23 protein-coding genes are annotated in these 25,144 nt (G+C 69.9%); 12 read left to right on the top strand and 11 right to left on the bottom strand.

Going from position 1 to position 25,144, the window contains the following annotated elements; all coding sequences use genetic code 11:
- Positions 1 to 97 precede the first annotated feature (97 nt).
- The 6 genes from DMC61_RS12325 to DMC61_RS12300 all read left to right on the top strand — a co-directional run bounded on the left by DMC61_RS12325 (position 98) and on the right by DMC61_RS12300 (position 6,226).
- The gene (locus DMC61_RS12325) at positions 98 to 2,302 is read left to right on the top strand and encodes a bifunctional SulP family inorganic anion transporter/carbonic anhydrase (RefSeq protein WP_125689447.1); all 2,205 of its coding nucleotides are present in this window, start codon (positions 98 to 100) and stop codon (positions 2,300 to 2,302) included.
- A 49-nt stretch (positions 2,303 to 2,351) separates the two neighbouring features.
- Positions 2,352 to 3,074, top strand: a complete 723-nt coding sequence (bioD, locus tag DMC61_RS12320) for a dethiobiotin synthase (protein WP_063277373.1) — start codon at positions 2,352 to 2,354, stop codon at positions 3,072 to 3,074.
- Positions 3,075 to 3,158: 84 nt separating this feature from the next.
- Positions 3,159 to 4,175 carry a biotin synthase BioB gene (bioB, locus tag DMC61_RS12315; RefSeq protein WP_016336023.1) on the top strand — a complete coding sequence of 339 codons (1,017 nt, stop codon included), beginning with the start codon at positions 3,159 to 3,161 and terminating at the stop codon, positions 4,173 to 4,175.
- Positions 4,162 to 4,365 carry a hypothetical protein gene (locus DMC61_RS12310; protein WP_125689321.1) on the top strand — a complete coding sequence of 68 codons (204 nt, stop codon included), beginning with the start codon at positions 4,162 to 4,164 and terminating at the stop codon, positions 4,363 to 4,365. The genes bioB and DMC61_RS12310 overlap by 14 nt, the downstream gene beginning before the upstream one ends.
- A 150-nt stretch (positions 4,366 to 4,515) precedes the next feature.
- Entirely contained in the window at positions 4,516 to 5,121 is a 606-nt protein-coding gene (locus DMC61_RS12305) for a DUF2567 domain-containing protein (protein ID WP_016336022.1), read from the top strand.
- A 46-nt stretch (positions 5,122 to 5,167) separates the two neighbouring features.
- Positions 5,168 to 6,226 carry a M48 family metallopeptidase gene (locus DMC61_RS12300; protein WP_063277375.1) on the top strand — a complete coding sequence of 353 codons (1,059 nt, stop codon included), beginning with the start codon at positions 5,168 to 5,170 and terminating at the stop codon, positions 6,224 to 6,226.
- A 192-nt stretch (positions 6,227 to 6,418) separates the two neighbouring features.
- Here the strand turns inward: DMC61_RS12300 and DMC61_RS12295 are convergent, their stop codons facing one another.
- Both DMC61_RS12295 and DMC61_RS12290 read right to left on the bottom strand, forming a co-directional pair.
- Entirely contained in the window at positions 6,419 to 7,135 is a 717-nt protein-coding gene (locus DMC61_RS12295; RefSeq protein ID WP_016336020.1) for an LON peptidase substrate-binding domain-containing protein, read from the bottom strand.
- Positions 7,136 to 7,175: 40 nt separating this feature from the next.
- Positions 7,176 to 7,811: an NUDIX domain-containing protein gene (locus tag DMC61_RS12290; protein WP_016336019.1), complete on the bottom strand. Its 636-nt coding sequence runs from the start codon at positions 7,809 to 7,811 to the stop codon at positions 7,176 to 7,178.
- Between the two features lie 115 nt (positions 7,812 to 7,926).
- Between DMC61_RS12290 and nadA the strand changes: the two genes are divergently transcribed.
- From nadA to DMC61_RS12270, 4 genes are read left to right on the top strand one after another with little or no spacing between them, the layout of a single operon-like run.
- Complete coding sequence (nadA, locus tag DMC61_RS12285; protein ID WP_016336018.1) at positions 7,927 to 8,937, top strand: quinolinate synthase NadA; 1,011 nt, start codon at positions 7,927 to 7,929, stop codon at positions 8,935 to 8,937.
- Positions 8,934 to 10,589 carry an L-aspartate oxidase gene (locus DMC61_RS12280; RefSeq protein WP_125689319.1) on the top strand — a complete coding sequence of 552 codons (1,656 nt, stop codon included), beginning with the start codon at positions 8,934 to 8,936 and terminating at the stop codon, positions 10,587 to 10,589. Before nadA ends, DMC61_RS12280 begins: the two co-directional genes overlap by 4 nt.
- Positions 10,586 to 11,476, top strand: a complete 891-nt coding sequence (gene nadC / locus DMC61_RS12275) for a carboxylating nicotinate-nucleotide diphosphorylase (protein ID WP_016336016.1) — start codon at positions 10,586 to 10,588, stop codon at positions 11,474 to 11,476. Before DMC61_RS12280 ends, nadC begins: the two co-directional genes overlap by 4 nt.
- A 46-nt stretch (positions 11,477 to 11,522) precedes the next feature.
- Positions 11,523 to 12,692: a S8 family serine peptidase gene (locus DMC61_RS12270; RefSeq protein ID WP_125689317.1), complete on the top strand. Its 1,170-nt coding sequence runs from the start codon at positions 11,523 to 11,525 to the stop codon at positions 12,690 to 12,692.
- 62 nt (positions 12,693 to 12,754) lie between these two features.
- Here DMC61_RS12270 and DMC61_RS12265 read toward each other — a convergent pair whose 3' ends face one another.
- From DMC61_RS12265 to DMC61_RS12240, 6 genes are all read right to left on the bottom strand, one after another.
- Positions 12,755 to 13,132, bottom strand: coding sequence for a hypothetical protein (locus tag DMC61_RS12265; RefSeq protein ID WP_125689315.1), 378 nt, complete (start codon positions 13,130 to 13,132; stop codon positions 12,755 to 12,757).
- A 10-nt stretch (positions 13,133 to 13,142) separates the two neighbouring features.
- Entirely contained in the window at positions 13,143 to 14,489 is a 1,347-nt protein-coding gene (locus tag DMC61_RS12260; protein ID WP_125689313.1) for an alpha/beta hydrolase, read from the bottom strand.
- A gap of 30 nt (positions 14,490 to 14,519) precedes the next feature.
- A complete protein-coding gene (locus DMC61_RS12255; protein ID WP_125689311.1) occupies positions 14,520 to 15,824 on the bottom strand; it encodes a WXG100 family type VII secretion target in 1,305 nt (434 codons plus the stop codon).
- Entirely contained in the window at positions 15,821 to 16,225 is a 405-nt protein-coding gene (locus tag DMC61_RS12250) for a hypothetical protein (protein ID WP_016336011.1), read from the bottom strand. The genes DMC61_RS12255 and DMC61_RS12250 overlap by 4 nt, the downstream gene beginning before the upstream one ends.
- A gap of 111 nt (positions 16,226 to 16,336) precedes the next feature.
- Positions 16,337 to 16,639, bottom strand: coding sequence for a hypothetical protein (locus tag DMC61_RS12245; protein ID WP_005155348.1), 303 nt, complete (start codon positions 16,637 to 16,639; stop codon positions 16,337 to 16,339).
- Positions 16,640 to 16,660: 21 nt separating this feature from the next.
- The gene (locus tag DMC61_RS12240; protein WP_076153289.1) at positions 16,661 to 17,002 is read right to left on the bottom strand and encodes a WXG100 family type VII secretion target; all 342 of its coding nucleotides are present in this window, start codon (positions 17,000 to 17,002) and stop codon (positions 16,661 to 16,663) included.
- A 230-nt stretch (positions 17,003 to 17,232) separates the two neighbouring features.
- On the opposite strand from DMC61_RS12240, the gene DMC61_RS12235 reads away from it, so the two are divergent.
- On the top strand, positions 17,233 to 18,177 hold the full coding sequence (locus tag DMC61_RS12235; RefSeq protein WP_370456402.1) for a hypothetical protein: 945 nt from the start codon (positions 17,233 to 17,235) through the stop codon (positions 18,175 to 18,177).
- 59 nt (positions 18,178 to 18,236) lie between these two features.
- On the opposite strand, the gene DMC61_RS12230 is transcribed toward DMC61_RS12235, so the two are convergent.
- Positions 18,237 to 18,935: a trypsin-like serine protease gene (locus DMC61_RS12230; RefSeq protein ID WP_199749977.1), complete on the bottom strand. Its 699-nt coding sequence runs from the start codon at positions 18,933 to 18,935 to the stop codon at positions 18,237 to 18,239.
- A 183-nt stretch (positions 18,936 to 19,118) separates the two neighbouring features.
- Between DMC61_RS12230 and cpt the strand changes: the two genes are divergently transcribed.
- A complete protein-coding gene (gene cpt / locus DMC61_RS12225; RefSeq protein WP_199749963.1) occupies positions 19,119 to 19,643 on the top strand; it encodes a chloramphenicol phosphotransferase CPT in 525 nt (174 codons plus the stop codon).
- Between the two features lie 156 nt (positions 19,644 to 19,799).
- Here cpt and DMC61_RS12220 read toward each other — a convergent pair whose 3' ends face one another.
- Together DMC61_RS12220 and DMC61_RS12215 are read right to left on the bottom strand one after the other, a co-directional pair.
- Positions 19,800 to 20,981 carry an HNH endonuclease signature motif containing protein gene (locus DMC61_RS12220; protein ID WP_125689444.1) on the bottom strand — a complete coding sequence of 394 codons (1,182 nt, stop codon included), beginning with the start codon at positions 20,979 to 20,981 and terminating at the stop codon, positions 19,800 to 19,802.
- Between the two features lie 162 nt (positions 20,982 to 21,143).
- Positions 21,144 to 25,085: a type VII secretion protein EccC gene (locus DMC61_RS12215; RefSeq protein ID WP_016336006.1), complete on the bottom strand. Its 3,942-nt coding sequence runs from the start codon at positions 25,083 to 25,085 to the stop codon at positions 21,144 to 21,146.
- Positions 25,086 to 25,144: the final 59 nt, after the last annotated feature.

Raw genomic sequence — 25,144 nt, 5'->3', positions numbered from 1 at the left:
GAATCGGGGTGAAAGTGGGCCACGCCACCCGTTCGTAGAGTGATATTCACTCGATCAGGTGGTGCGAATCGGACAATTCACCAGTTTCCTGGTGATCATGCTCGCCAGTTCTAAGAAGCCCAAACCTCTCGCCGTGCTTCGTCACGACCTGCCCGCCTCATTGGTGGTGTTCCTCGTCGCCGTCCCGCTTTCCCTCGGGATCGCTCTCGCGTCAGGGGCGCCGATCGTCGCGGGGCTGATCGCTGCCGTGGTGGGAGGTGTGGTCGCCGGAGCCCTCGGCGGCTCCGCGCTTCAGGTCAGCGGCCCGGCCGCCGGCCTGACGGTGATCATGGCCGAGACCATCGCGACCTTCGGCTGGGCGACCACCTGCGCGATCACCGTCGCCGCTGGCGCGCTGCAGATCCTGCTGGGGCTGAGCCGGATCGCCCGCGCGGCGCTCGCCATCTCGCCCGCCATCGTCCACGGCATGCTGGCCGGGATCGGCGTCACGATCGTGCTCGGCCAGCTCCACGTCGTGCTGGGCGGAGCGGCGCAGAGCTCGGCGCTCGAGAACATCGCGCAACTGCCCGCGCAGATCGTCGGCCACCACGACACCGCCGCGCTGATCGGCGTGCTCACGATCGGCATCCTGCTCGTCTGGCCGCGGCTGCCCAAGGCCGTCCGCAAGGTGCCCGGCCCGCTCGCCGCGATCGCGCTGGTGACCGTGCTGTCGGTCGCCACCGCGATGACCCTGCCCCGGGTCGACCTGCCGGGTGACCTGCTCAACATCCGCTTCGCGCCCGAATTCCCGGACACCGGCTGGGGCGCGTTCGCCGTCGCGGTCGTCACCATCGCCCTCATCGCGAGCGTGGAAAGCCTGCTTTCGGCCGTCGCCGTCGACAAGATGCACACCGGGCCGCGGTCGAACCTCGACCGCGAACTGATCGGCCAGGGCGCCGCGAACATGACCTCCGGCGCGCTGGGCGGCCTCCCCGTCACCGGTGTGATCGTCCGCAGCTCGACCAACGTCGCCGCCGGTGCCCGCACCCGGGCGTCCGCGATCCTGCACGGCGTCTGGATCCTGGTGTTCGTCGCCGCGTTCGCCGGGCTCATCCAGAACATCCCGCTCGCCGCGCTGGCCGGTCTGCTCGTCCACGTCGGCGCGAAACTGGTCAACCCCGGCCACATGAAGCAGGTCCTCAAGCACGGTGACCTGGGGCTGTACCTGGTGACGCTCGCCGGTGTCGTCGTCTTCGACCTGCTCACCGGCGTCCTGCTCGGTATCGCGCTGTCGGTGCTGCTGATGCTGCGGCGCACGGTGTGGTCCGGGATCCACGCCGAGCGCGACGGCGACGAATGGCGCGTCGTCGTCGAAGGCGTCCTGACGTTCCTTTCGGTGCCGAGGCTCAGCCGTGTGCTCGCGACCGTGCCCGAAGGCGCGAAGGTGACCTTGGAACTGGTCGTCGACTACCTCGATCACGCCGCCTTCGAGAGCCTGTCGAACTGGCAGCAGGGCCACGAACGCGCCGGCGGCACCGTGATCGTCGACGAGGTCGGGCACCCGTGGTTCGCCAAGGGCAAGTCCGGCGATCCCACGCTGACCCGGACGGCCGCCGCGCGTTCGGTGCCGCGGTTCCTCGCGCCGTGGTCCGACTGGCAGGCCAAGGACGTCGAACTGCCCGGACAGCGCGGCGGGCCCACCCTGCGCGGGGCGACCGAGTTCCAGCGGCGCACCGCCGCGCTCATGCAGCCCGCGCTCAGCAAGCTGGCCGCCGGTCAGTCGCCGCACACCCTGTTCATCACCTGCGGTGACGCGCGGATCGTGCCGAACATGATCACCACGAGCGGTCCCGGCGACCTGTTCACCGTGCGCAACATCGGGAACCTCGTGCCCGCCCGCCGGGCCGATCCGTCGATGGGGGCCACCGTCGAGTTCGCCGTCGGCGTGCTGAAGGTGCGCGAGATCGTGGTCTGCGGTCATTCCGGCTGCGGCGCGATGCAGGCGCTGGCCACCGGAGCCCCGGACGGCGCGCCGATGCTGGCCTCCTGGCTGCGGCACGCCGAGCCGAGCGCGCAACGCGAGGCCACGGTGACCCTCGACGGCGAACGCCCGGACAGCGAGGTCGACCGGCTGGCGCTCAACAACGTGCTCCAGCAGCTGGAGCACCTGCGCCACTACCCGCTGATCGCCGAGGCGGAGGCCCGCGGCGAGCTGCACCTGACCGGTATGTACTTCGACGTCGGGGCGGCGCAGGTCTACCTGTCGGACGAGGGGAGCCCGTCGTTCGCCCCGGTCGGGGTCGTCACCGCATCCGGGGGCTAACGGAAGCCGTTCAGCGGGACTCGATTCCGACCCACTAGATTCAACGCACGTGAGCATGCTGGTCATGACCGGCACCGGTACGGGTGTCGGCAAGACGATCTCCACCGCCGCCATCGCCGCTCTGGCCGCCGGTCAGGGCCAGCGTGTCGCCGTGCTGAAACCGGCGCAGACCGGAGTGGGCCCGGACGAGCCGGGCGACCTCGCCGACGTCCTCCGCCTCGCCGGCCCGGTCACCACCCGTGAGCTGCGGAGGTACCCGGATCCGCTGTCGCCGGAGGCGGCGGCCAGGCTCTCGGGACTGCCGACGCTCGCCCCGAGCGAGATCGCCGCCGCGGCGAGCGACCTCGACGGCGAACACGACCTGACCCTCATCGAGGGCGCGGGCGGGCTGCTGGTCCGTTTCGACGCCGACGGGGCCACGCTGGCCGACGTCGCGTGGTCGCTGGGCGCGCTGGTCATCATCGTCGCCGAGGCCGGGCTGGGCACGCTCAACGCGACCGCCCTGACCGCCGAGGTCGCCACCAAACGCGGGCTGACCGTGGCCGGGGTGATCATCGGATCCTGGCCGGACGAGCCGGATCTGGCGGCGGTGTCGAATCTGCGGGACCTGCCGGTCGCCGCCGGGGCCCCGCTGCTGGGCGTGCTGCCCGCCGGGCTGGGCACGGCCGGGCCCGAGGAGTTCGCCGACCGGGCCAAGGCGGGTCTTTCGCCGTGGTTCGGCGGGGAGTTCGATCCGGAATGCTTCGTCGGCCGGGCCTCGGCACAGAAGTGACCTGCGTCGCTGTGGCCGAGCCGCCCGGTCGTGCACGATGATGTGCCTTCGCTTCACCGCCCCACCTCGAACAGGAGCCGCCTCGTGACCACTGCCCCGGAGACCGTCGACATCCTCGCCGTGGCGCGTGACCAGGTCCTCGAGCGCGGTGTCGGGCTCGGCGAGGAGCAGATCCTCGAAGTCCTGCGGCTCGACGACGACCGCCTGACCGACCTGCTGGCGCTGGCCCACGAGGTGCGGATGCGCTGGTGCGGCCCCGAGGTCGAGGTCGAGGGCATCATCAGCCTCAAGACCGGCGGCTGCCCGGAGGACTGCCACTTCTGCTCGCAGTCCGGCCGGTTCCCGACGCCGGTGCGGTCGGCGTGGCTGGACATCCCCGGCCTGGTCAAGGCCGCCCGTCAGACCGCCGAGACCGGTGCGACCGAGTTCTGCATCGTCGCCGCCGTCCGCGGCCCCGACAAGCGGCTGCTCTCGCAGGTCCGCGAGGGGATCAAGGCCATCCGCGAGGACGGCAACGACATCCAGATCGCGTGCTCGCTCGGCATGCTCACCCAGGAGCAGGTCGACGAACTCGTCGAGATGGGCGTGCACCGCTACAACCACAACCTGGAGACCGCGCGCTCGCATTTCGCGAACGTCGTCACCACGCACACGTGGGAAGAGCGCTGGGAAACCCTCCGGATGATCCGCGAGGCGGGCATGGAGGTCTGCTGCGGCGGCATCATCGGCATGGGGGAGAGCGTCGAGCAGCGCGCCGAGTTCGCCGCGCAGCTGGCCGAGCTGAACCCGGACGAGTGCACGATGAACTTCCTCATCCCGCAGCCGGGCACGCCGTACGAGGACTACGAGGTCGTCGAGGGCAAGGACGCGCTGCGCACCGTGGCCGCGTTCCGGCTCGCGATGCCCCGCCCGCTGCTCCGCTTCTCCGGCGGCCGTGAGCTGACCTTCGGCGACCTGGGCACCAAGCAGGGCATGCTCGGCGGCATCAACGCGATCATCGTCGGCAACTACCTGACCAACCTCGGCCGCCCGGCCACCGCGGACCTGGCGATGCTCGAAGAGCTGAAGATGCCGGTGAAGGCGATCAGTGACGTCCTCTGACCCAGCGGCGTACTGCGTCCACTGTGGACAGACGTCCGACGGTGGCGCGGAACATCCGGCCTGCCACAACCCCAGAACGGCACTCGAGCCGCCGCGGTACTGCACGTACTGCGCGCGGCGGATGGTCGTCCAGATCACCCCGGTCGGGTGGACGGCCCGGTGCAGCCGTCACGGTGAACTCACCGGCTGACTCCCCGCATTTCGTCCTCTGAATGCGGTAGTTGCACGCGCAAGCATCGCATTCAGAGGACGAAACGCGGGGCGATGCGTGCCGGGTTGCGTGCGCTGGGGGCGTCATTGGTTACGCTCTGCACAAGCAGCACGAGGGAGGAGTCCGGGGTTGGGCGAGACGACGGGTAAACCGGCGCACCTGTCTTCCAGCGTGCCCGACCCCTGGTCGGTGCCCGTGCTGCCGAGGCCGCGCCGCCCGTACCCCAAGGTCGTCGTCAAGGCCGATCTGCTGCCCGCGGTCAGCGTCCTGTCCACGGCGGGCCTGCTCGGTTTCCCGCTGGCCTGGCTGTGGGCGCGGCTCGCGCCGCCCCAGCGGATGCGGGTGATCAACGACCAGGGCGGTCTCGCCCCGCTGGAGCTGGAGAGCTGGCACCGCTTCGACGACCTCGCCGTCTACGGTTTCCTCGCGCTCGGCGCCGGGCTGCTGATCGGCATCGTGACCTGGCTGCTGCGGGAACGCCGCGGCCCGGTCGTGCTGATCGCCGCGACCGGCGGCGCGACCCTCGCGGGCTGGCTGGGGACGACGATGGGCGTCGCGTTCGCCAACGGCCGCTACGAGATCGGCGCCGCGCCCGCCGTCGGCGACGTCATCGCGAAGGCGCCGCAGATCGAATCGACGTGGATCATGCTCGCCGCGCCGTTGATGACGACGCTGGCGTACACGCTGCTGACCGCGTGGAACGGACGGGAAGACCTGGGCCGCCGCCTCGGCTGACGAATTTCCTCTAGGGTGGGCGGCAACTTCTCTAGGGGGCTTTCTCTTGACCGACGACATCGAGGTTTCCCGGCACAACGCCGTCCGCTTCCCGGGTATCAGCCCGCGCGCGTACGAACACCCCGTGGATCGCGGCGCACTGGCCACCCTGCGCGCCGTTCCGGGGTTCGCGCAGGTCGTGAAGGCGGTTTCCGGTTTCTACGCCGAACGCGGTGAGCGGCTCATGGCGCTCGCGTCCGCGATCCGGGTCGGCCCGACGCAGTATCCGGAACTGGACAGGCTGCGCCACGAATGCGCCGAAACGCTCGACCTCGACCGCGTGCCGAATCTGTTCGTCGCCCGCAGTCCCGAAGTCAACGCTCAGACAATCGGGATGGACGAGCCGTTCATCGTGCTCAACACCGCCGCCGTCGAGGCGATGGACCTCGCGTCGCTGCGGTTCGTGATCGGGCACGAGATGGGGCACGTGCTGTCCGGGCACGCGGTGTACCGCACGATCATGATCCGGCTGATCGGCCTGCAGATGTCGATGTCGTGGACGCCGGTGAGCGCGATCGGCATCCGCGTCGTCATCGCGGCGCTGCGCGAGTGGTACCGCAAGGCCGAACTGTCCTGCGACCGCGCCGGGCTGCTGTGCTCGCAGGACCCGACGGCGGCGCTGCGCTCGCAGATCCTGGTCGCGGGCGGGATCGACCCGTCGAAGATCGACATCCCGGCCTTCCTGCAGCAGGCTTCGGAGTACGAGTCGGTCGACGACATCCGCGACAGCTACCTGAAGCTGCGTTACGTCGAGACGATGTCGCATCCGCTGGCCGTCGTGCGCGCCGCCCAACTGCAGAAGTGGGCCGCGTCCGAGGAGTACCGGGGGATCCTGGCCGGCGAGTACCCGCGCCGTGACGAGGACGCGCCTTCGTCCACCTGGACCGACGACCTGAAGTCGGCCGCGAAGTCGTACAAGGACTCCTGGAACAGCTCGACCGACCCGCTGACGAAGGTGTTCAGCGACGTCGGCGAGGCGGTGTCCGGGGCAGCGGGGAAGGTGTGGAGCAAGTTCGGGACCGGCAACGGGGCGGACGATGGGGGTTCTTCGGAGGCCGGCAAGTAGCGCTTCGCGGGTGTCATGAAAGGGCCGTTCAGGACGTTTCTTGTCCTGAACGGCCCTTTCATGACACGGGTCGGCACCTCACGCGTGCTATGAACGGGCCGTTCCTTGCAAAATTTGCAAGGAACGGCCCGTTCATAGCATTCGGGGCAGGGGGAGGGGCAGGGGCAGCTCGGGAGCGAGGGGCCCGGCGCTTCAGTTCAGGTTCGAGGGGCGCGTGAACTCGCCGAGTTCTCCCGGCGGCATCGGCACCGCGCCCAGCGTGCTCAGGAACCCGGCCTCCCGCGTCAGCAGGCGGCACGCGATCCGCAGCCGCCGCAGCGGGTTCGTCTCCTCCAGCAGGCGCTGCCGGTCCTCCAGCGGGAGCAGGCAGTCGGCGGTGAGCCGGTACGCGAGCGCAGCGATGTCGCCGTCCTCGGGCGGGGTGGTCCAGTCCTCGTCGTTCCAGGCGGACTCGCAGTAGCGCCGGTGGGCGGCTTTCGCGACGTCGGCGAGCCTGGTCACGGTGTCGCCGTGCACCGTGGCGATGCGGTCGTCGGGCACCCATTCGACCGAGCCGATCAGGTACGGCGCGGAGACGCGGTCGATCTCCAGCAGCCGGAACCGGCGCCGCGCGGTGGTGACGACGTCGAATCTGCCGTCCGGCAGCCGTTTCGCCTCCCGCAACACCGTGCTGCAGCCGAACTCGTGGACGTGTTCGGGCCCGCTGACCTCCCTGATCATCGCCGAACGCAGCGCGACGACGCCGAACTCGCGGTCCGGGACCACTTCGGCGACGAGGTCGGCCATCAGCTGCCGGTACCGCGGTTCGAAGATGTGCAACGGAAGGTGTGTTCCGGGCAGAAGCACGGTCTGTAGCGGGAACAGCGGCAAGATCGCCTTCCCGGTGGACTCCTCGCTCGGCTCGGTCACCCGTTCAAGGTACGGGGACCGGGAGGAGTTCGCAGGGCGGTCACTTCCCGGTGGGCGGGCGGAACACCGCGAACGGGTCGGTGATCTGCATCCCCTTGCCCGCGAAGGAGAACAGCGCCGCCGGGCGGCCGCCGCTGCGTCCGGGCGGGGCGGTGTGGCCGGTGGGCAGGAGCAGCCCGCGCCGGGACAGCACACGCTGCAGGTTCGTCGCGGACACGCGGTAACCCAGCGCAGCCGAGTACAGCCTCCGCAACGCCGAAACGGTGAACTCTTCCGGGGCGAGCGCGAAGCCGAGGTTCGTGTAGCAGAGCTTCGAGCGGAGGCGGTCCCGCGCGCGCAGGACGATGGACTCGTGGTCGAACGCCGTCCGGGGGAGCTCGGAAACGTCGTGCCACTCGGTGTCTTCGGGGATCTCGGGGTCCACATCGGACGGAACGAGGCCGAGGAACGCCGTCGCGACGACGCGGGGGCCCGGCACCCGGTCCGGCGCGCTGAAGACGGCCAGTTGCTCCACATGCTTCAACTGGCGTACGTCGACCTTCTCCGCGAGCTGCCGCCGGATGGACGCCTCGACGTCTTCATCCGGGCGAAGCCTGCCGCCGGGAAGGGACCAGCGGCCCAGGTGCGGATCGAGCGCGCGCCGCCACAGCAGGACCCGGAGTGTGTCGGAGCGCACTTGAAGGACCGCTCCCAAGACCTCGTGGGCGAGGGGGGTCTGGGTGTTAAGATGACTTCGCACGGTTTTCGATTATAAGGCGAAAACCGGAGACAGGTCCAGGAGGGCCAGAACGATGACGAGCACTCTGCAGAACGACTTGACCCCGTACGGTGGCGTGGTCGCCGACGCGGCTTGGGCGGAGGAGGTGCGCAGCCTCGCGCGTAAACGCGACGCCGTCCTGCTCGCGCACAACTACCAGGTCCCCGAGATCCAGGACATCGCCGATTTCACCGGCGACTCCCTTGCGCTCAGCCGCATCGCGGCGAGCAGTGACGCGTCCACCATCGTCTTCTGCGGCGTGCACTTCATGGCCGAGACGGCGAAGATCCTGGCGCCGGAGAAGACGGTCCTGATCCCGGACGCGCGGGCCGGCTGCTCGCTGGCGGACTCGATCACCGGCGCCGAACTGCGCGCCTGGAAGGCCGAGCACCCCGGCGCGGTCGTCGTGTCGTACGTGAACACCACGGCCGAGGTCAAGGCGGAGACCGACATCTGCTGCACGTCGTCGAACGCCGTCGACGTGGTCGCGTCCATCCCCGCTGACCAGGAAGTTCTCTTCCTGCCGGACCAGTTCCTCGGCGCGCACGTCAAACGCGTGACCGGCCGGGAGAACATGCACATCTGGGCCGGGGAGTGCCACGTGCACGCCGGGATCAACGGCGCGGAGCTGGCCGAGCGGGCCTCGGAGAACCCGGACGCCGACCTGTTCATCCACCCGGAATGCGGCTGCGCGACCTCGGCGCTGTACCTGGCGGGAGAGGGCGCCGTCGCCCCCGAGCGGGTCAAGATCCTCTCGACCGGCGACATGGTCCACGCCGCCCGCGACACCAAGGCGACGTCGGTGCTCGTGGCCACCGAGATCGGGATGATCCACCAGCTGCGCAAGGCCGCCCCGGAGATCGACTTCCGCGCGGTGAACGACCGGGCGTCCTGCCGGTACATGAAGATGATCACGCCGGCCGCCCTGCTGCGGTCGCTGCGCGAGGGTGCCGACGAGGTCCACGTCGACGCCGAGACCGCCGCCCGTGCCCGCGCTTCCGTGCAGCGCATGATCGAGATCGGGCAGCCTGGCGGCGGAGAATGACCGGCCCGGTTACCGCTCTCCAGGCGAAAACCCACCCGGTCTGGGAGGCCGCCGCCGATCTCGTGGTGATCGGCAGCGGGGTGGCCGGGCTCACCGCCGCGCTGCGCGCGCACGAGCTCGGCCTGCACGTCCTGGTGGTCACCAAGGCGACGGTCTCCGACGGCAACACCCGCTGGGCGCAGGGCGGCATCGCGGTCGTGCTGGAGGGCGAGCACGAGCGAGGCGATTCGGTCGGCAAGCACGCCGACGACACGCTCACCGCCGGTGCCGGGCTGTGCGACGAGGACGCCGTCCGGTCGATCATCGCCGGCGGCCCCGCCGCGGTGGCCCGGCTGCGGGCCGAGGGGGCGCGGTTCGACCCGGCGGCCGAAGGGCGGCCCGAACTGGCCCGCACGCGGGAAGGCGGCCACAGCGCGTTCCGCGTCATCCACGCGGGTGGCGACGCGACCGGCGCCGAGGTCGAGCGGACATTGGTCGCGACGGCCGGTGACCGGCGGATCCCGGTGCTGGAGCACCACATCGCGGTCGACGCGATCCGCACGCCCGCGGGCGAGGTCGTCGGGGTGACCGTCCTCGACCACAACGGGGTGCCCGGCGTCGTCCGGGCGCCCGCGGTGCTCCTGGCCAGCGGCGGGCTGGGGCAGCTTTATCAGGCGACGTCGAATCCGGAGCTCGCCACGGGGGACGGGCTGGCGCTGGCGTTGCGCGCGGGCGCGCAGGTCGCGGACGTCGAGTTCGTCCAGTTCCACCCGACGGTCCTGTTCACGCCCGGCGCACGCGGCCGCCTCCCGCTGGTCACCGAGGCGGTGCGCGGCGAGGGCGCGACCCTGCACGACGCGACGGGTGCCTCGGTGATGCGCGGCGTCCACCCGCTCGGCGATCTCGCGCCCCGCGATGTCGTGTCGGCGGCCATCACACGCCGGATGGGGCAGGCGCCCGGCGGTGTCGACGACCACGTCTTCCTCGACGCCACCGGGATTTCCGGCTTCGCCCAACGGTTCCCGACCGTCCACGCGGCGTGCGCGGCGATCGGGCTGGACCCGGCGAAGGAGCCGATCCCGGTCACGCCCGCGGCGCATTTCGCCTGCGGCGGGGTGGTGACCACTGTGGACGGACGGTCCGGTGTCCGCGGTCTCTACGCCGCGGGCGAGGTCGCGAGGACGGGCCTGCACGGCGCGAACCGCTTGGCCTCCAACAGTTTGCTCGAAGGTCTGGTGGTCGGGCAGCGGGTGGCGGAAGCGGTCGCCATCGACCTCGCCGCCGGCCTGCTGGGTGACCCGCGCCGCGGTGTGCTCCTGCCTCCGGCGAAGGTCCCGGTGGCCGATCGGGACGCGTTGCAGCGGGCGATGAGCCGGTACGCCGCCATCGGCCGGGACGCCGAAGGTCTCGCGGTCGTGGGTTCGGTGCTGGATCTGTCCGTGACCGAGAGTCCTTTGTGGACGCCGAGGATCGTGGAGGACGCGGCGCTCACCCTGGTGGCTGAGGCCTTGGTCGCGGCGGCGGCGCGCCGCACGGAATCCCGCGGCTGCCACGTGCGGACCGATTTCCCCGAACGCGACGACGACGTCTGGCAGCGCGGTCAGCTCATCCGGCTCAGCCCCTCGGGACAGCCGGTGCTGGCCGATCCGATCGCTTTGGAGGGTGTGGCATGACCGAATTCTCCCCTTGGGTCGTCAAGGCACTGGCCGATCACGGCCTCGACGTCGCCGACGTGCACCGGGTCGTCACGACGGCGCTGGCTGAGGATCTGCGGTACGGGCCCGACGCGACGACGAACGCCACCGTCCCCGAATCCGCGCGTGCGCTGGCCGAACTCACGCCGAGGTCGGCCGGGGTGGTCGCCGGGATCCCGGTGGCGCTGGCGGTGTTCGACGTCGTGCTCGGTTCGGATCTGGAGATCCTGGCCGCCCGTGACGACGGCGACCGGCTGACCGCCGGTGAGCCCGCGCTGGTCGTCCGCGGTCCGGTGCGTGGCCTGCTCACCGCCGAACGCACCGCGCTGAACCTGTTGTGCCACCTGTCCGGTATCGCCACCGCGACCGCCGCCTGGGTGGCCGCGGTGGAGGGGACCGGTTGCCGCGTCAGGGATTCCCGCAAGACCCTGCCCGGGCTCCGGCTGCTGGAGAAGTACGCCGTCCGCGCGGGCGGCGGGGTGAACCACCGGCTCGGGCTCGGCGACGCGGTGCTGATCAAGGACAACCACGTGGTCGCCGCCGGTTCGGTGACCGCGGCGCTCGCCGCCGCGCGCGAGCACGCGCCCGAACTGCACTGCGAGGTCGAGGTCGACGACCTGGCCCAGCTGGAGGAGGCGCTCACCGCGGGTGCCGACGAGGTGCTGCTGGACAACTTCACGCCCGACGAATGCGCGAAGGCGGTCGACCGGCGTGACGAGGTTTCCCCGAAGACCCGCCTGGAATCCTCGGGCGGCCTGCGGCTCGACGTCGCGCGGGCGTACGCGGAGTCCGGTGTGGACTTCCTCGCCGTCGGAGCGCTCACGCATTCCTCGCCCGCGCTCGACCTCGGGATGGACCTGCGCTGACGTGGCACACTAGAATTCCCTTGTGTGACAAGGGGATTCTGGAGGAATGGTGGGCTTTGCCGGTAAAAGTGCCGTCGCGGGATGCGTCGGTTTCGTGGCACTGCTCGGCACCCCCGTCCCGTCGACGGCGGTCGCCGAGCAGTGCGCCAACCCGACGGGTACCTACACCGCGGCCGTCCCGTGGGGACAGCGGCTGATCGATCCCGTGCGGCTCTGGCCGCTGTCCCGCGGCACCGGCCAGCTGGTCGCGGTGATCGGCACCGGCGTCGACGGCGGCAACGGCCAGTTCGCGCCGGGACAGCTCCTCGGCGGGCAGGGCACCGAGGCCGAAGACTGCGACGGCCGCGGCACGATCGCCGCCGGGATCGTCGGCGCGCAACCGGATCCGTCCACGACGTTCACCGGGATCGCGCCCGGCGCCAAAATCCTGCCGATCCGCTACACCCAGGTGAACGGCGGCGGCGATCCCGGACAGCTCGCGGGCGCCATCGAGACCGCGCTGAACCGCGGTGCCGGGATCATCCTGATCGCCGTCCCGGCCGCTTCCGACAGTCCCGCGCTGACCGGCGCCGTCTCGCGCGCCAGGGAGAAGGGCGCGCTGATCGTCTCGCCCGCGGCGGGGTCCCAGCAGGGCCAGACGTCGTACCCGACGGCGACACCGGGCGTGCTCGCCGTGGGTTCGACCAACCAGGCAGGCGAGGCCGTGCAGACGGAATCCGGTGCGTACGTGGGGATTTCCGCGCCCGGTGCCGAACTGGTCAGCACGTCCGCCGGCGCGGGCGGGACGGTGGCGCACCGATGGCCGGTGAGCGATCCGAGCCTGGCCGCCGCGCACGTCGCCGGGGTCGCCGCGCTCGTGCGCGCGTATCACCCCGGGCTGTCGCCGGAGCAGGTCGTCGCGCGGCTGACGCTGACCGCGCACCGCGGTCCGAGCGGTGGGCACGATCCCCGCCGGGGCTGGGGCGCGATCGACGCCTACGCCGCCGTTTCCGCCTCGATCCCGGCCGGTACGCCCGGCCCGGGAGGACCGCCGAGCGTCGGCCCGGACACGTTCGTCGTCCCCGCCGCGGCCCCGGCCCCCACCAAGGCGGACAAGGTCTCCGGTGTGCTCGCCATCGCCGGGGTGGCCCTCGCCATCGCGATCTTCGTGGTGGTGGCCGCGGTCCGGCGAGGCAAGCGACGGGGCTGGAAACCTTCGCGATTCCGCGCCTCGTGAGCGGCAGCGGTGTACTGGGGGACACCGCCGCCGCTCACGAGGTCTTTCGCGACCCCCTGGGTTTAGGGGACGGATACGCAGGCCGTCGAGCCCACGATGGCCACGCCGTCGCCGGCGCGGGAGACGTGCACGTTGAAGTCGGCACCGTCGCGGCTGAACTGCGCGATCAGCTCACGCGGGTTGCTGCGGTCGCGCCACCGCCAGCCCTGGCCTTCCAGCAGGGGCAGGACGTCTTCGACGAGTTTGCGGATCGCGTCGGTCGCGTCGTCCACTCGGAGGCCGTACTGCCAGCACAGCGACCGGCCAGGCTGAGTGGGGTCGCAGTCCAGTTCGCCTTCCACGGTGCGCTCCGCGGTGGTGCCGAAGGTGCCCGCGACACCGTCGATGACCGCCGTGAGGTCCTCGGCCAGAGGGTCGAGCCCGGTGTGCCTCGTGATCATGAACAATCCCTCACAAGCCTCGTCCGACGCCTTCGATGACCATCTCGCGCAGCGAGCCGCCGGTGAAGCCTTCGTGCGTGACCGCGCCGCCCGTGATCACACCGTAGATGTTGTTCCACGAATCGGAACCCGGTTTGAGCACACCGCTGTGGGAATCGAAACCCCACTGCAGATCGCCGTTCGCGTCGCGGCCGGTTTCCAGTTCGACGACGCCGGGGAAGCGGTCGGGGTCCGCTCCGTGCCCGGCGCCGAGCCATTCGACCAGCCCCGCGTTGCCCTGGGCGATCACGATCGGGTCGAAGGGGGCCGTCATGGAGTACCGCTGCACACCGGCCTGGCTGGCCGGGAGGTCGCTCGGGCTCCAGATCCCGTGTCCCATGCCCGCGGATTCGACGTGCAGCACCTGATCGGCCCTGAGCCCGAGCTGCTCGGCGAGCCCCACGGTGGCGCCGCCGTAGCTGTGCCCGACGGCGGTGACCACGACCCCCGGTCCGGCGTGGCTGTCGATCTGGCCGCGCAGTTCGTCGCCGAACGCCTTGAGATCGGGCGCCATCGTCTGCGCGTAGTGCGCTGCCGGGCCTTCGGTGACGACGTTCTGGGGGAACACCCCGTCGGCCCAGACCACCATCGCGGTCCGGCCGGTGGCGTCCGCGGCGACCAGGCTCTTGCCGAGGTCGGCGTAGCTCTGGAAGTTGTCGAACGAGGTGTTGACGCCGGGGACGAACAACCCGACGTTGCGGGTGCCCGGCTCGATACGGCCGACCAGTTCGACGATGCGCCCGTTACCGGACGGGTCGAACCGCAGGATCTGCCGGTCGTTGGCGAGGATGTCCTCGTACAGCGCGATCCGGGTGCGCGCGCTCGCGATGTCGTCGGCTTTCCCGCCCTGTGCCAGGAGATTCGCGAGCCGCTCGCGTTCGGCGGTCAGCGCGTCGGTGACCTTCGTGCGGTTCTCGGCGATCGCGGTGGCCCACGATCCGGTGTCGGCCGCGCCGCCGACGCCTGCCGGATTCCCGGCCTTGGGCAACGGGTTCTCCGGCATCAGCGACCGGTACGAGGCGGCGACCTGGACGTCGGCGCGCCGGTAGCCGCCGCCCGCGGCCGTCAGCCCTTGATGGATCACCGTCGCCTTGGTGATCTGGCCGTCGAGTTTGCTCGCGACGTCCTTGATCGTCTTGGTGTACGTGGCCGAAGCCGCGCTGGAAGCCGAAACCTGGCCGAACGCGGTGGCGGGGACGTTCTCGCCCGCCAGCGCGGTCTGCGCGGTCTTGAGCACGCCGGCGCGCTGTTCGAGTTCGGCCGCCGCCGCTTCGAGCCTGGCGGGGGCGACTCGGTAACCGCCCGCACTGGATGCCATCACCGAGCCGCCTCTCCTGGTGGAAAACGATCAGTACTGTTCGGGTTCTTCGCCGAGCACGGCGGGAGCGACCGGGGACGACTGACCCCAGACGTTCTCGGTCTCCACGAGCCACGGCGGGATCCGCCGTCCGGAGCCCATGTCGCCGCCCGCGCCCATGCCCATCGGCATCATGGGCATCATCGGCATCGCGCCCTTGGCCGCCGCCGCGCCCGCGGCACCGGCCGCTCCGCCCGCGAGGCCGCTCATCGCGCTGCCCGAGCCACCGTCGCCGGCCAGGCCGGAGAACGCGGCCGGAGCCTCGCCGGGGCCGGAGAACCCGCCGCCGCCACCGGCGCCGATCGCGCCGCCGTCCAGCGACGGCGCTCCGCCACCGCCGATCGGGATACCGCCGCCGGCGCCACCCGCGGTCGCGCCGGCCGCACCGGCGCCGCCGCCCGCGGGCTCGCCGTTCTTGTCCTTGTCGTTCTTGCCGTTCGCCCACGCGGGCACCCGCGGCATGATCGAACCGAACCGGCCGAACGCGGCGGCCGAAGCCGCGGCGAGACCGGCGGTGAACATGTCGCCGAACAACGGGTTCGACTTGGGCGGCTGACCGGGCTGTCCGGTGGTGGGCGGGGTGGAGCCGTCCGAGGGCAGCGGATGCGTGTTGTCGCCCGGAACGACGCCGACACCCGGCGTCCCGCCGATGTTGTTGCCGACCGAACCGCCAGGGGCGGTGCCGCCACCGGTGACCGGCGGCGGGGCGACGGCGTTGGGCGAGGCCGGGATCGACTCCTCTGCCGTGGAGTATTCGCCCGCGAGCTGGGTCATCACCACGATCGCCTTGCCGTGCGCCGCGCTGGCCGCGCTCGCCGCCTGCTGCTGCGCTTCGACGTTCGCGATGGCCTGCTGCCGCTGCTGGGCGGCGTTGATGATCGTCGCCTGCGACGAATCCGGCGGCAGGAGCGGCGGATTGACGGCCAGCGCGAGATCGGCGGGGGAGACGTCCGGCACCGCGACCGGCGGCGGCATCTCCTTCTTGGCCTTCACGAGCGCGTCCGCGGCGTCCTCGAGGAGGTTGTTCATCGCGTGCGCGGTCTGGGCGACCTTGCGGATTCCGCCGACGAGATCGGTGATCATCGTGTGGTACTTGTCGGCCGCTCCACCGGTCCAGTTGCCGGAGAAGTCCTTCAGCTCGCCGGTGAGGTTCTCGGCCTGCTCGAACAGCCCGGAGCCGGTGGACTGCCATTTGTGGGCCGCGTGGCGGGCCGTGTTGGGGTCGCCCGCCTGCAGCATCGCGTAGAGCTGCTGGTGCGAGTACGCGGCGAAGTTCGTGTGCGCGGTGTCGGTCATCCCTTGTTCCCCCCGCCGTTCGAGCCGCTGTTACCGCCCAGCACGCCCCCGAGGACGTTGAGCAACGGATCGAGCAGCCCGGTCTGCTGGCTCGAGTGGTTCATGTCGCCCGCCACCGAATCGTCGGCCGCCGCGTAACCGTCGGCGACGGTCGTCGTGACGTCCTGCGCGAAGGTGATCGCGCCCTTGACCTGATCCAGCAGGCCCTGCATCTCGGCGACGGCCGCCTGGTGCGCCTTGTTGAGTGAACCCGCCTCCCCGAACTCGCCGAACAGCAGCGGCTGTTCGCTCAGGGTCAGCAGGAAGTCGTTCGGCTTGGACATCGCGTGGATCTGGGTCTCCAGTTCCCGCACGAAGTCCTTCAGTGATTCCAGATGGACGTAGTACGAGTGGTCTTGCATTGATCCCGGCTCTCTCGTGAACGGCCACGCCGACAAGGGGGACGACAACACGCAAAGCCGGCCGGCCGGTGCCGAGGGGGGTGAAAGCACCGGCCGGCCGACGGATGGGGATCAGCCGGCGAACAGGCCCTGGTTGCGGTTCTCCAGGCTGTGCTGGAGATCGTGGGCGTCGCCGACCTTGCCACCGAACTGCGCGATGATCGCCACGATGTCCGCGGTGGCCTGGCGCAGGCGGGTTTCAGACGCACGGGCGGCCTCACCGGCGGAGCTGCCGGAGGCGTACCAGGTCTGGGTGATCGGCTGCAGGTTGGTGTGCAGCTGTTCGAGCTGTGAGGTGAGCGCCTTGGCCTTGGCGGCCAGCGAGGCCGAGCTGTGCTGCAGCGCGGCGAAGTTGATTTCGACGACGTCAGCCATGATTGGTGGTCCTCTCGCGGATCAGGGGTTCAGCCGGTGGATCACGGTCTGGTCGACGACTCCGCTGACCCCGGTGAGGCTTTCCCGGACCTGCTCGTCACCCGAGTTGTAGTTCCGGTTGCTCTCGTGCACGAGGCGCGACATCGTGTTGAGCTCGTTCACGGCGATGGTCATCTTCTCCTGCAGGCGGCGCTGCAGGTCCCAGAACGCGACCGCCTGGTCACCCTTGTAGTTGTGCAGGGTCTGGGTCAGCTCGCTCTCCAAGCTGGCCATCGTGGTCTTGGCGTTCGACGCGGTTTCCTCGAACCCCTGGACGGCGCGCGCCATCGCAGCTGCGTCTGCCTGATATCCCGTACCGGTCATTGATGGGCCACCTCCTCTCATCTCGCTGGAAATCCCGGTGAGCACCAGGGGACGCCCTGTCTGCTCTTGTGAAGGACACGCTAGAAAAGAGGGGAGTGCGGTCAAACGGCACAACTGCCGGTCGCGGTGACGGCACTATTACCCACAGGTCGGCGGTAGGGCTTTCCCCACCCCCGATCAGGGGGAGTACTCCAGTGTCCGGATCGGAGCTTCCCGGCACCCTCGAATCCATGGTGGACAAGGGATCCAGGACAGTACTGCATCGCCCGTTGATGATCTTGGCGGCGGCGATGGCGGTGCTCGGCGTGATCGCGCTCGGGGGCCTGGTCTTCGACGATCGCAGCCTCGTGAACGCGCCCATTTGGCTCAAACCGCTCAAGTTCACGATCTCCGTGGGGCTCTACGCGGTGACACTGGCCTGGCTGATCGGTCAGCTGACCCGCGGCAAGCGGCTCGGCTGGTGGCTCGGGACGGTGTTCGCGGTCGGCCTCGGCATGGACATGGCGCTGCTGTTCTGGCAGATCGCCGTCCGCGGGCGGACGCTGCACTTCAACCGGGAGACCCCGGTCGACCAGTGGATCAACAACATGGTCGCGAACGGGGCGTTCACCGGCTGGGCCGCGACGGCGGCCATCGCGATTCTCCTGCTGTTCCAACGGCTTCCCGACCGGGCGATGAATTCCGCGTTGCGCGCGGGTGCCGCGTTGTCGGTCGCCGGGATCGGGATCGCGTTGCTCATGTTCGGACCGAACGAGCAGCAGCTGGCCCAGTTCCGCGCCGGCGAACGGCCGTCGATCGTCGGCGCCCACGCGGTCGGCGTGCCCGACGGCGGGCCGGGGCTGCCCGTGCTGGGGTGGAGCACGGTGGGCGGGGACATGCGGATCCCGCACTTCTTCGGGATCCACGCGATCCAGGTGCTGCCGCTGGTCGCTTTCGGACTGCTCAAACTCGCCCGGCGGTATCCGGTGCTCGAATCGGAATTCGTGCGGCGGAATCTGGTGCGGACCGCTTCGGTGGGTTTCGCGGCGCTGCTCGTACTGCTCACTTGGCAGGCTCAGCGTGGACAGTCCATTGTGCATCCGGACTTCTGGACGCTGGTCGCGGGCGCGGGGATCATCGCCGTCGTGGCGGCGGGTTCGGCTTTTTCGCTCCGGCCGATGCATCAACTGGCATAGTGCTCAGTGCGTCCACTTTGGACAGGGGCCGTTCGCGTGAACGGCCCCTGTCGGTCTTCTCAGACTCCCGCGGTGGTGCGGATCCAGTCGCGGCTCGCCGCGACGCTCGCGTAGTTCTGGGTGCCTTGCGGGTTCGTGCCGGAGTTGCTGCCGGTGGAGCAGACGCCGACCTGGACGCCGTTCGCGAGCTGCGGACCGCCCGAGTCGCCGTGCCAGGCGGAACCGTTGATGCCGACGCTGGCGATGGCCTGCCCGCCGTACGCGTCACTGCTGGTGCCGGTGATGCGGACATCGGCCGTCTTCAGGACGCTCGAAGGCGGGTTGTTGCCCTGGGTGCGGCCCCAGCCGTAGATCTGGTTCGTGGTGCCGTTGGCGGGGTTCGCGGTGCCGAGCTTCATGTACGTCGTGCTGACCGCGGTCGTGAGGTGCAGCAGGGCGATGTCGCCGCTCGGCGCGGCCTTCTGCTGGTCGACGTCGGCCTCGGTGCCCTGGTTCAGGTTGACGTTGCCGACCTTGACATGCATACCGGGCTTGTTGAGGCAGTGTTTCGCGGTGAGGACCCATTGCGGCGCGATGATCGTGCCGGAGCAGTTGAAGCCGCCGAACGCGGTGGCGTCGTCCCAGTAGATCTGGGCGCCCCACGGCGCGGAACTCACGGTGCCGCCGCCGATGATGTCCTGGCCCGCGTTCGCGGCGGGGGTGGCGGCAAGGGTCAGCGCCGCGGCGGCGCCCGCCACCGTTGCGACGATCTTGGACATACGCATGAATACGCCCTTCGGCCTGCGTCGGGGAAACCGCTTCGAATTCGAAACGGTTTCACCAAATTAGGTCGCGGTAAGGATTTTAGTAACCTACCGAAGTCGGTAAACGTCGTGAGGAATGTATTGGCACGTCCCTTGTATCCGTTTTGCTGGAAAAGTGTTCCTCTTTAGGCTGTCCTGGTGACGACCAGGGTGATCGTGTTGAACGGCGGCTCCAGTTCCGGCAAGTCGGGGATCGCCCGGTGCCTGCAAGCGGTGCTGCCGGATCCCTGGCTCACCCTCGGTGTGGACACCTTGATCGACGCCATGCCTGCCGCCGTGGACGAGGGGATCGAGTTCGCGGGGGACGGCGGGGTGAGTGTCGGCGCCGGCTTCCGGCAGCTCGAGGACGCGTGGATGGCCGGTGTCGCGGCGATGGTGCGGGCGGGGGCCCGGGTGATCATCGACGACGCGTTCCTCGGTGGGGCCACCTCGCAGCAGCGGTGGCGTGACGCGCTGGACGGACTCGACGTGCTGTGGGTCGGGGTCCGGTGTGACGGCGTCGTGGCCGCCGGGCGGGAGATGGCGCGGGGAGATCGGGTCACGGGGATGGCGGAGGCGCAGGCCGAGGTCGTGCACCGGGGCGTGGTTTACGACTTCGAAGTGGACACGGGGGTGAACGAGGCTCTGGCCTGTGCGCGGGAGATCGCCGCACGGGTCGGGTGACTTCGCTGGGGTGAGGCGGTGGGTGGGCTGGCGCAGAAAGTGGTACGGGGGCGACGCCGTCGTAAGTGAGATCCAAAGCGGACGGAGTCGACGAGCGCATGACCGAGCCGCGAAGGCCCCTCCTGGGGAGCCTTCGTCGAAGCCTGGCGACACGCTTCAGAAGGGTGGGGTGTCGTCCTCCGGTTCGGGTCGTGGGTCGTGGAGCGGTTCGGGTGTTGCGGTGTAGATGCGGCCGGTGGGGGTGGTGATGGTCATGCCGCCGTTGCCGGTGGGTTCTGCGGTCCAGCCGGGTTCTTCTTTCAGCATGTTGTGGATTTTGCAGGCGGCGTGGCAGTTGTGGTGGTCCGTGCCGCCGTTGCGGGCCCAGGTGGCGATGTGGTCGATCTCGGAGAACTCGGCCGGGCGGTGGCAGCCGGGGTGGGTGCATTCCCGGTCTCGTGCCTTGATCAGGCGCGCCAGCGACGCCGGGGACCGGTAGGTGCCGGGGCCGGCTTCGAGGAGTTGCCCAGTGAGCGGGTCGGTGATCAGCCGGGACCAGGTGGAGCCGGGGTCGGCGGCGATCTCCTGGGCGAGCCAACCGGGGATGGGTCCGTAACCGGCCAGGGTCGCGGGGTCCTCCTGGGCACCGGTCAGGGTCAGCAAGTCGACATAGACATGGACATGCGCCCGAGGCGCGCCATGACCGTCTTCGGCGAGGAGCCGTTCGGCGAAGATGTCCGCACGATGCTGGTCGAGGGTGCGGGATTGGTCGGATGCGCGGCGGGCCTTGGCCGCGCGGGACAGCGACGCGTACACCGAACTGGCGACTTCCGCGGGAAGATAGCCCGTCAGTTTCGACATGGTCTCGTCTTCGTGGTCCAGCGACACATGCCGCAACGCGCGTTTCTGCTCGGCGCGGTCCCGATACCCGTCGGGGTCGAATTTCTGCACCGCGTGATCCACCGATTTCCGGATCGCGGTCGGGTCACGCCCGGCCAGACGGCCCGCCATCCACGCGTCCACCCGGGCGGCGACCTCATCGGACACCTCCCGCGTCAACTGGGACACCTTCGACGCCTTGAACAGATCGATATCACCTTTCTCCAGTGCTGCCAACGTGTTCGGCAACCGGCGAACCAGCGCGCACGAGGTTTCCACCAGCAGATAGGCCTGATTACGAGAGACCGAGAACGCCAGAGCGACCTCCTCGGTCACCGATCTTCGCGAACCACCCACCCTGGCGAACTGGGCTATCGAATGCACCTGCCGCCCCTGCGCACGACGAAGCACCACCTCCTCGTCACACGCGGCGTCGAGAAAACGAGCAGCTTTCGGATTAAAAGCAAGAGACTGGGTCATGACCAAGATCATACTCGAACGTGCGTTCGATCGCCACTGAATCGGCGGTGCGGGGTAAACCGTCTAACGTGCCCGAGAATCTATTGGGAGACAAGGGAAATACGACTCCCTTGCCATACGGACAATCGGTCACGGCAGAAAAGGCATCCGAAACTGCGACGCTCAGTCCTCCACCGGCTTCGTCCACGCCACCTGCACCAGCCCGGTCCCATGCCGCCGCGACACCAGCACACCCCGCCCGGCGGGCTGCGGTCCCGGCTTCACGTCCCCGAGCAGCGCCCCTTCGTCCCGCGAGCCGGACATCACGAGCCCGGGCGAACCGAGCTCGCGGATCCGTTGCAGCACAGGCTCGAACAGCGAACGCCCGGCACCGCCGCTGCCGCGCGCGATGACGAGGTGGAGTCCGATGTCCCGGGCCTGCGGCAGGAATTCCAGCAGCGGCTGCAACGGGTTCCGGCCCACGGTCGCGACCATCTCGTAGTCGTCGACGAGCACGAACAGTTCCGGGCCGCGCCACCAAGACCGGTTCCGCAACTGCTCCGGCGTGACGTCCGGGCCGGGCAGCCGGTTCCGCATCGCCTGCTGGCACTGGTCGATCAGCCCGCCCAGCACGGTTTCCGAACCCGCGTAGCCGAGCAGATGCGAATCCGGCACCGCGCCCAGCATCCCTCGCCGGTAGTCGGCGACCACGATCGCCGCTTCCTCCGGGGAGTACTTCGACACGATGCCCTGCGCGATCGCGCGCAGGAGCGAGCTCTTGCCGGATTCCACGTCGCCGAAGGCCACGAAATGCGGTTCGGTGGCGAAGTCGAGATGCACCGGCCGCAGATTCGATTCCGCGATGCCGAGCGTGACCTGCTTGCGCGGCCCGGCTTCCAGCGAGTCCAGCGGGACCTCGGGAGGCAGCAGCCGGACCTGTGGCGCCGCCGCACCCTTCCACGCCGCCGAAATCCGGCGGTTCAGGTCCAGTCCGCCCGCGCCGACGGTGTCCGGCCGCTGGTCCGAGTCGATCCGCGGGAGCGCCGCGAGGAAGTGCAGTTTGTCCGCGGTCAGCCCGCGGCCCGGCCGGTCCGCCGGGACGTTCTGCGCGATCTTGCGGTCGATCAGCGAGTCCGCCGGCTCGCCGAGCCGCAGTTCGAACTTGGTGCCGATCGCGTCCCGCAACGGCGCCCGCATGCCCATCCACTGGTTGATCGAGACGACGACGTGGATGCCGAAGCCGAGCCCCCGTGACGCGAGGCTGGTGATCTGTTCCTCCAGCTGTTCGTATTCCTGGCGGATCGTGGTCCAGTTGTCCACGAACAGGAAGACGTCGCCGAATTCGCGCCCGTCGGTGCTTTCCTGGTACTCCGAACGCCGCTGGCGGAACGTCGTGATCGATTCGATCCCGTTGGCGGAGAAAAACTCCTCGCGCTGTTCGAGCAGAGTCGTCAGCTCAGCCACCACCCGGCGGCATCGCTGGGCGTCGCGCCGGGTCGCGTAGCCGGACACGTGGGGCAGCCCGGCGATCGGCGCCAGCGCGCCACCACCCATGTCCAGCACGAACAGCTGGACCTCTTCCGGCGTGTGGGTGAGCGCGAGCATGGCGGCGATGTCGCGCATCAGCGTGCTCTTGCCGCTCTGCGGCGCCCCGACGATCAGCGCGTGCCCGGCGGCACCGGAGAAATCGGCCCACAGCATGTCGCGCCGCTGTTCGAAGGGCTTGTCCACCAACGCGACCGGGATCATCAGCTTGCCGTTGCCGCCCCAGCCCAGCGGGCACAAGCCGCGCGCGGGGTCTTCGCCGAGCGGCGGCAGCAACTGGTCCAAGGTGGGCGGTTCGGCCAGCGGCGGAAGCCAGATCTGGTGCGCTTCCGGTCCCTTACCTTCGATGCGCGAGATCATCGCGCCGATGATCGTCTCGCCGGTGCCCTTTTCGACCGGCTCTTCGGCTTCGACGGTCACCGGGATCTCGACCGGCGCCAGCGTGAACGGCATCAGGCCGAGACTCTGGCCGTCCTTGCGCACGATCTTGCTGCGCGGAGGCAGTTCTCCCGAGACGTATGCGGCCTTGAGCCGGATGAGGGTGTCGTTGTCGGACTTCAGGTACGCCGAACCCGGCACGGGCGGCAGCTGGTACGCGTCCGCGACGCCGAGCACCGCGCGGCTCTCCGACGCGGAGAACGTCCGCAGGCCGATCCGGTACGACAGATGCGAATCGAGCCCGCGCAGTCGTCCTTCTTCAAGACGCTGCGAGGCCAGCAGCAGGTGGATCCCGAGGCTCCGGCCCAGCCGCCCGATCGCGACGAACAGGTCGATGAACTCCGGCCGCGACGACAGCAGCTCGCTGAATTCGTCGATGATCACCAGCAGCGACGGCAACGGCCGCAGGTTGGCACCCGATTCCCTGGCCTTTTCGTAGTCCCGCACCGACGCGTAGTTCCCGGCGGCGTGCAGGAGTTCCTGACGCCGCAACAGTTCGCCGTTCAGCGCGTCCGCCATGCGGTCGACCAGCGCGAGGTCGTCGGACAGGTTGGTGATCACCGCGCAGGTGTGCGGCAGCCCGGTCATCCCGGCGAACGTCGCACCGCCCTTGAAGTCGATCAGCGCGAGGTTGAGCTTCTCCGAAGAATGCGTGACGGCGAGCGCGGTCACCAGCGTCCGCAGCAGCTCGCTCTTGCCGGACCCGGTCGCGCCGATGACGAGCCCGTGCGGCCCCATCCCGCCTTCGGCCGATTCCTTGAGGTCCAGGTCGACGGGCCTGCCTTCGGGGTTGACGCCCAACGGGATCCGCAGCCGGTCCCGCGCCGAACGCGGTGCCCAGGTGACCGCGGTGTCGGTGTCGCGCGGGTCGCCGATGCCGAGCAGCCCCGCCAGCCCGAACGTCGCCGACATCGGCGCCTCGCTGACCACCGCCGCTCCCTGGAACAGCGGCGTCAGCATCCGGGACAGCGCCTCGGCGGCCCCGCGGTCCAAGGTGTCCGGCTTGCCGAGGAACCCGAGCCGCTGCTCCGTCCCGTCGCCGACGACCATGCCGAGCTGATCGGGACTCATGTGCAGGCTCAGCAGCCGTTCCGACGAGACCGAACGCGGCTGCTCGGTGCCGATCTCCACCACGGTGACGCCGAGCCTGCCTTCTTCGGCGACGAGCCGGGCGTCGGCGTGGACGTGCCCGCCGTCCACGATCACGACGACGTGCGGCAGATCCAGCCGGGCATCCGGCCGCCGGGTGAACGCGGGCCGGTCGCCGAGGTCGGGGCCGAGGAGGTCGGCGAGCTTCCCGGAGTCGGCGTCGACGAGCCGTCGCGGTCCCGCTGCGTCGGCCGCGGTCGAGGCGACGTGCGGCAGCCACTTCGCCCATTCCCAGTCGTGCAGCCGGTCGTTCTTGACGCACAACGCGATCCGCAGGTCACCGGGTGAATGGAAGGTCGCGAGCTGGGTCAGCAGCGCCCGCGCCGTCCCGAGTGTGTCCGGGCGGCGGCCGGACAGGCTGACCTGCGCGAACGACCGCAGCGAGATCGCGACCGGGAGCCCGTCCACCGTCGAGTAGGTGCGGATGAAGTGCTTGAGGTTCGTCGAGCACACCGGGTCGAGGTCTTCCAGCGGCACGGTCTGCGGCGCCTTCAACGGTGTCGCCAGCCGCTGCGGCCCCGTCCCGACGCGCACCTGCCCGAACTGCGGATCGGATTTGCGGCGGTCCCACAGCTTCCCCGTCTCGATGTACGCCCACAGATCCGCCGGGTCGGGCTGCAACGCCGCCATCGCCGCGCGCTGGTTGTCCGCGATCTCGCGGACCTGGCCGCGCAGACCGGTCAGGTACCGCTGGTAGTCGCGGCGTTCCTCGTTGATCTGCGCCTTCTTCTGCGCGCCGCCGCGGCCGAGCGACATCACCACCATGCCCACCATCGCGGTGAGGAACAACGCGCCGAAGATGTAGGTCATCACCCCGCCGTCGCGTCCGATGTAGACGAACGACATGGCGCCCATGCCCAGCATCATCGGCATGAACATCAGCAGCTGCATGGCTCCGCCGGAGGAGCCCTTCGGCAGCATCGGCGGGGACTGCAGGACGATCTCTCCGGGCTGCTCGCCCAGGGCCGGCAGGCGGTCGCGAGTGGCGCTCATCAGGGTCTTTCTGGCCGCTTGTGGGTAATCCTGCCGATCATTCTGGCCACTCGTGCCGC

The organism is Amycolatopsis sp. WAC 04169, assembly GCF_003947535.1.
Lineage (GTDB): Bacteria > Actinomycetota > Actinomycetes > Mycobacteriales > Pseudonocardiaceae > Amycolatopsis > Amycolatopsis keratiniphila.
Note: the sequence above shows the minus strand (reverse complement) of the source record. Positions and strands in the feature narration are given on the sequence as shown.

Bases quoted from the DNA above. Each gene is read 5' to 3' on its own strand.
- DMC61_RS12325 (WP_125689447.1), top strand. From the start codon at position 98: ATGCTCGCCAGTTCTAAGAAGCCCAAACCTCTCGCCGTGCTTCGTCAC.
- nadA (WP_016336018.1), top strand. From the start codon at position 7,927: ATGACGAGCACTCTGCAGAACGACTTGACCCCGTACGGTGGCGTGGTC.
- DMC61_RS12280 (WP_125689319.1), top strand. From the start codon at position 8,934: ATGACCGGCCCGGTTACCGCTCTCCAGGCGAAAACCCACCCGGTCTGG.
- nadC (WP_016336016.1), top strand. From the start codon at position 10,586: ATGACCGAATTCTCCCCTTGGGTCGTCAAGGCACTGGCCGATCACGGC.
- DMC61_RS12270 (WP_125689317.1), top strand. From the start codon at position 11,523: ATGGTGGGCTTTGCCGGTAAAAGTGCCGTCGCGGGATGCGTCGGTTTC.
- DMC61_RS12265 (WP_125689315.1), bottom strand. From the start codon at position 13,132: ATGATCACGAGGCACACCGGGCTCGACCCTCTGGCCGAGGACCTCACG.
- DMC61_RS12260 (WP_125689313.1), bottom strand. From the start codon at position 14,489: ATGGCATCCAGTGCGGGCGGTTACCGAGTCGCCCCCGCCAGGCTCGAA.
- DMC61_RS12255 (WP_125689311.1), bottom strand. From the start codon at position 15,824: ATGACCGACACCGCGCACACGAACTTCGCCGCGTACTCGCACCAGCAG.
- DMC61_RS12250 (WP_016336011.1), bottom strand. From the start codon at position 16,225: ATGCAAGACCACTCGTACTACGTCCATCTGGAATCACTGAAGGACTTC.
- DMC61_RS12245 (WP_005155348.1), bottom strand. From the start codon at position 16,639: ATGGCTGACGTCGTCGAAATCAACTTCGCCGCGCTGCAGCACAGCTCG.
- DMC61_RS12240 (WP_076153289.1), bottom strand. From the start codon at position 17,002: ATGACCGGTACGGGATATCAGGCAGACGCAGCTGCGATGGCGCGCGCC.
- DMC61_RS12235 (WP_370456402.1), top strand. From the start codon at position 17,233: ATGGTGGACAAGGGATCCAGGACAGTACTGCATCGCCCGTTGATGATC.
- DMC61_RS12230 (WP_199749977.1), bottom strand. From the start codon at position 18,935: ATGTCCAAGATCGTCGCAACGGTGGCGGGCGCCGCCGCGGCGCTGACC.
- DMC61_RS12220 (WP_125689444.1), bottom strand. From the start codon at position 20,981: ATGACCCAGTCTCTTGCTTTTAATCCGAAAGCTGCTCGTTTTCTCGAC.
- DMC61_RS12215 (WP_016336006.1), bottom strand. From the start codon at position 25,085: ATGAGCGCCACTCGCGACCGCCTGCCGGCCCTGGGCGAGCAGCCCGGA.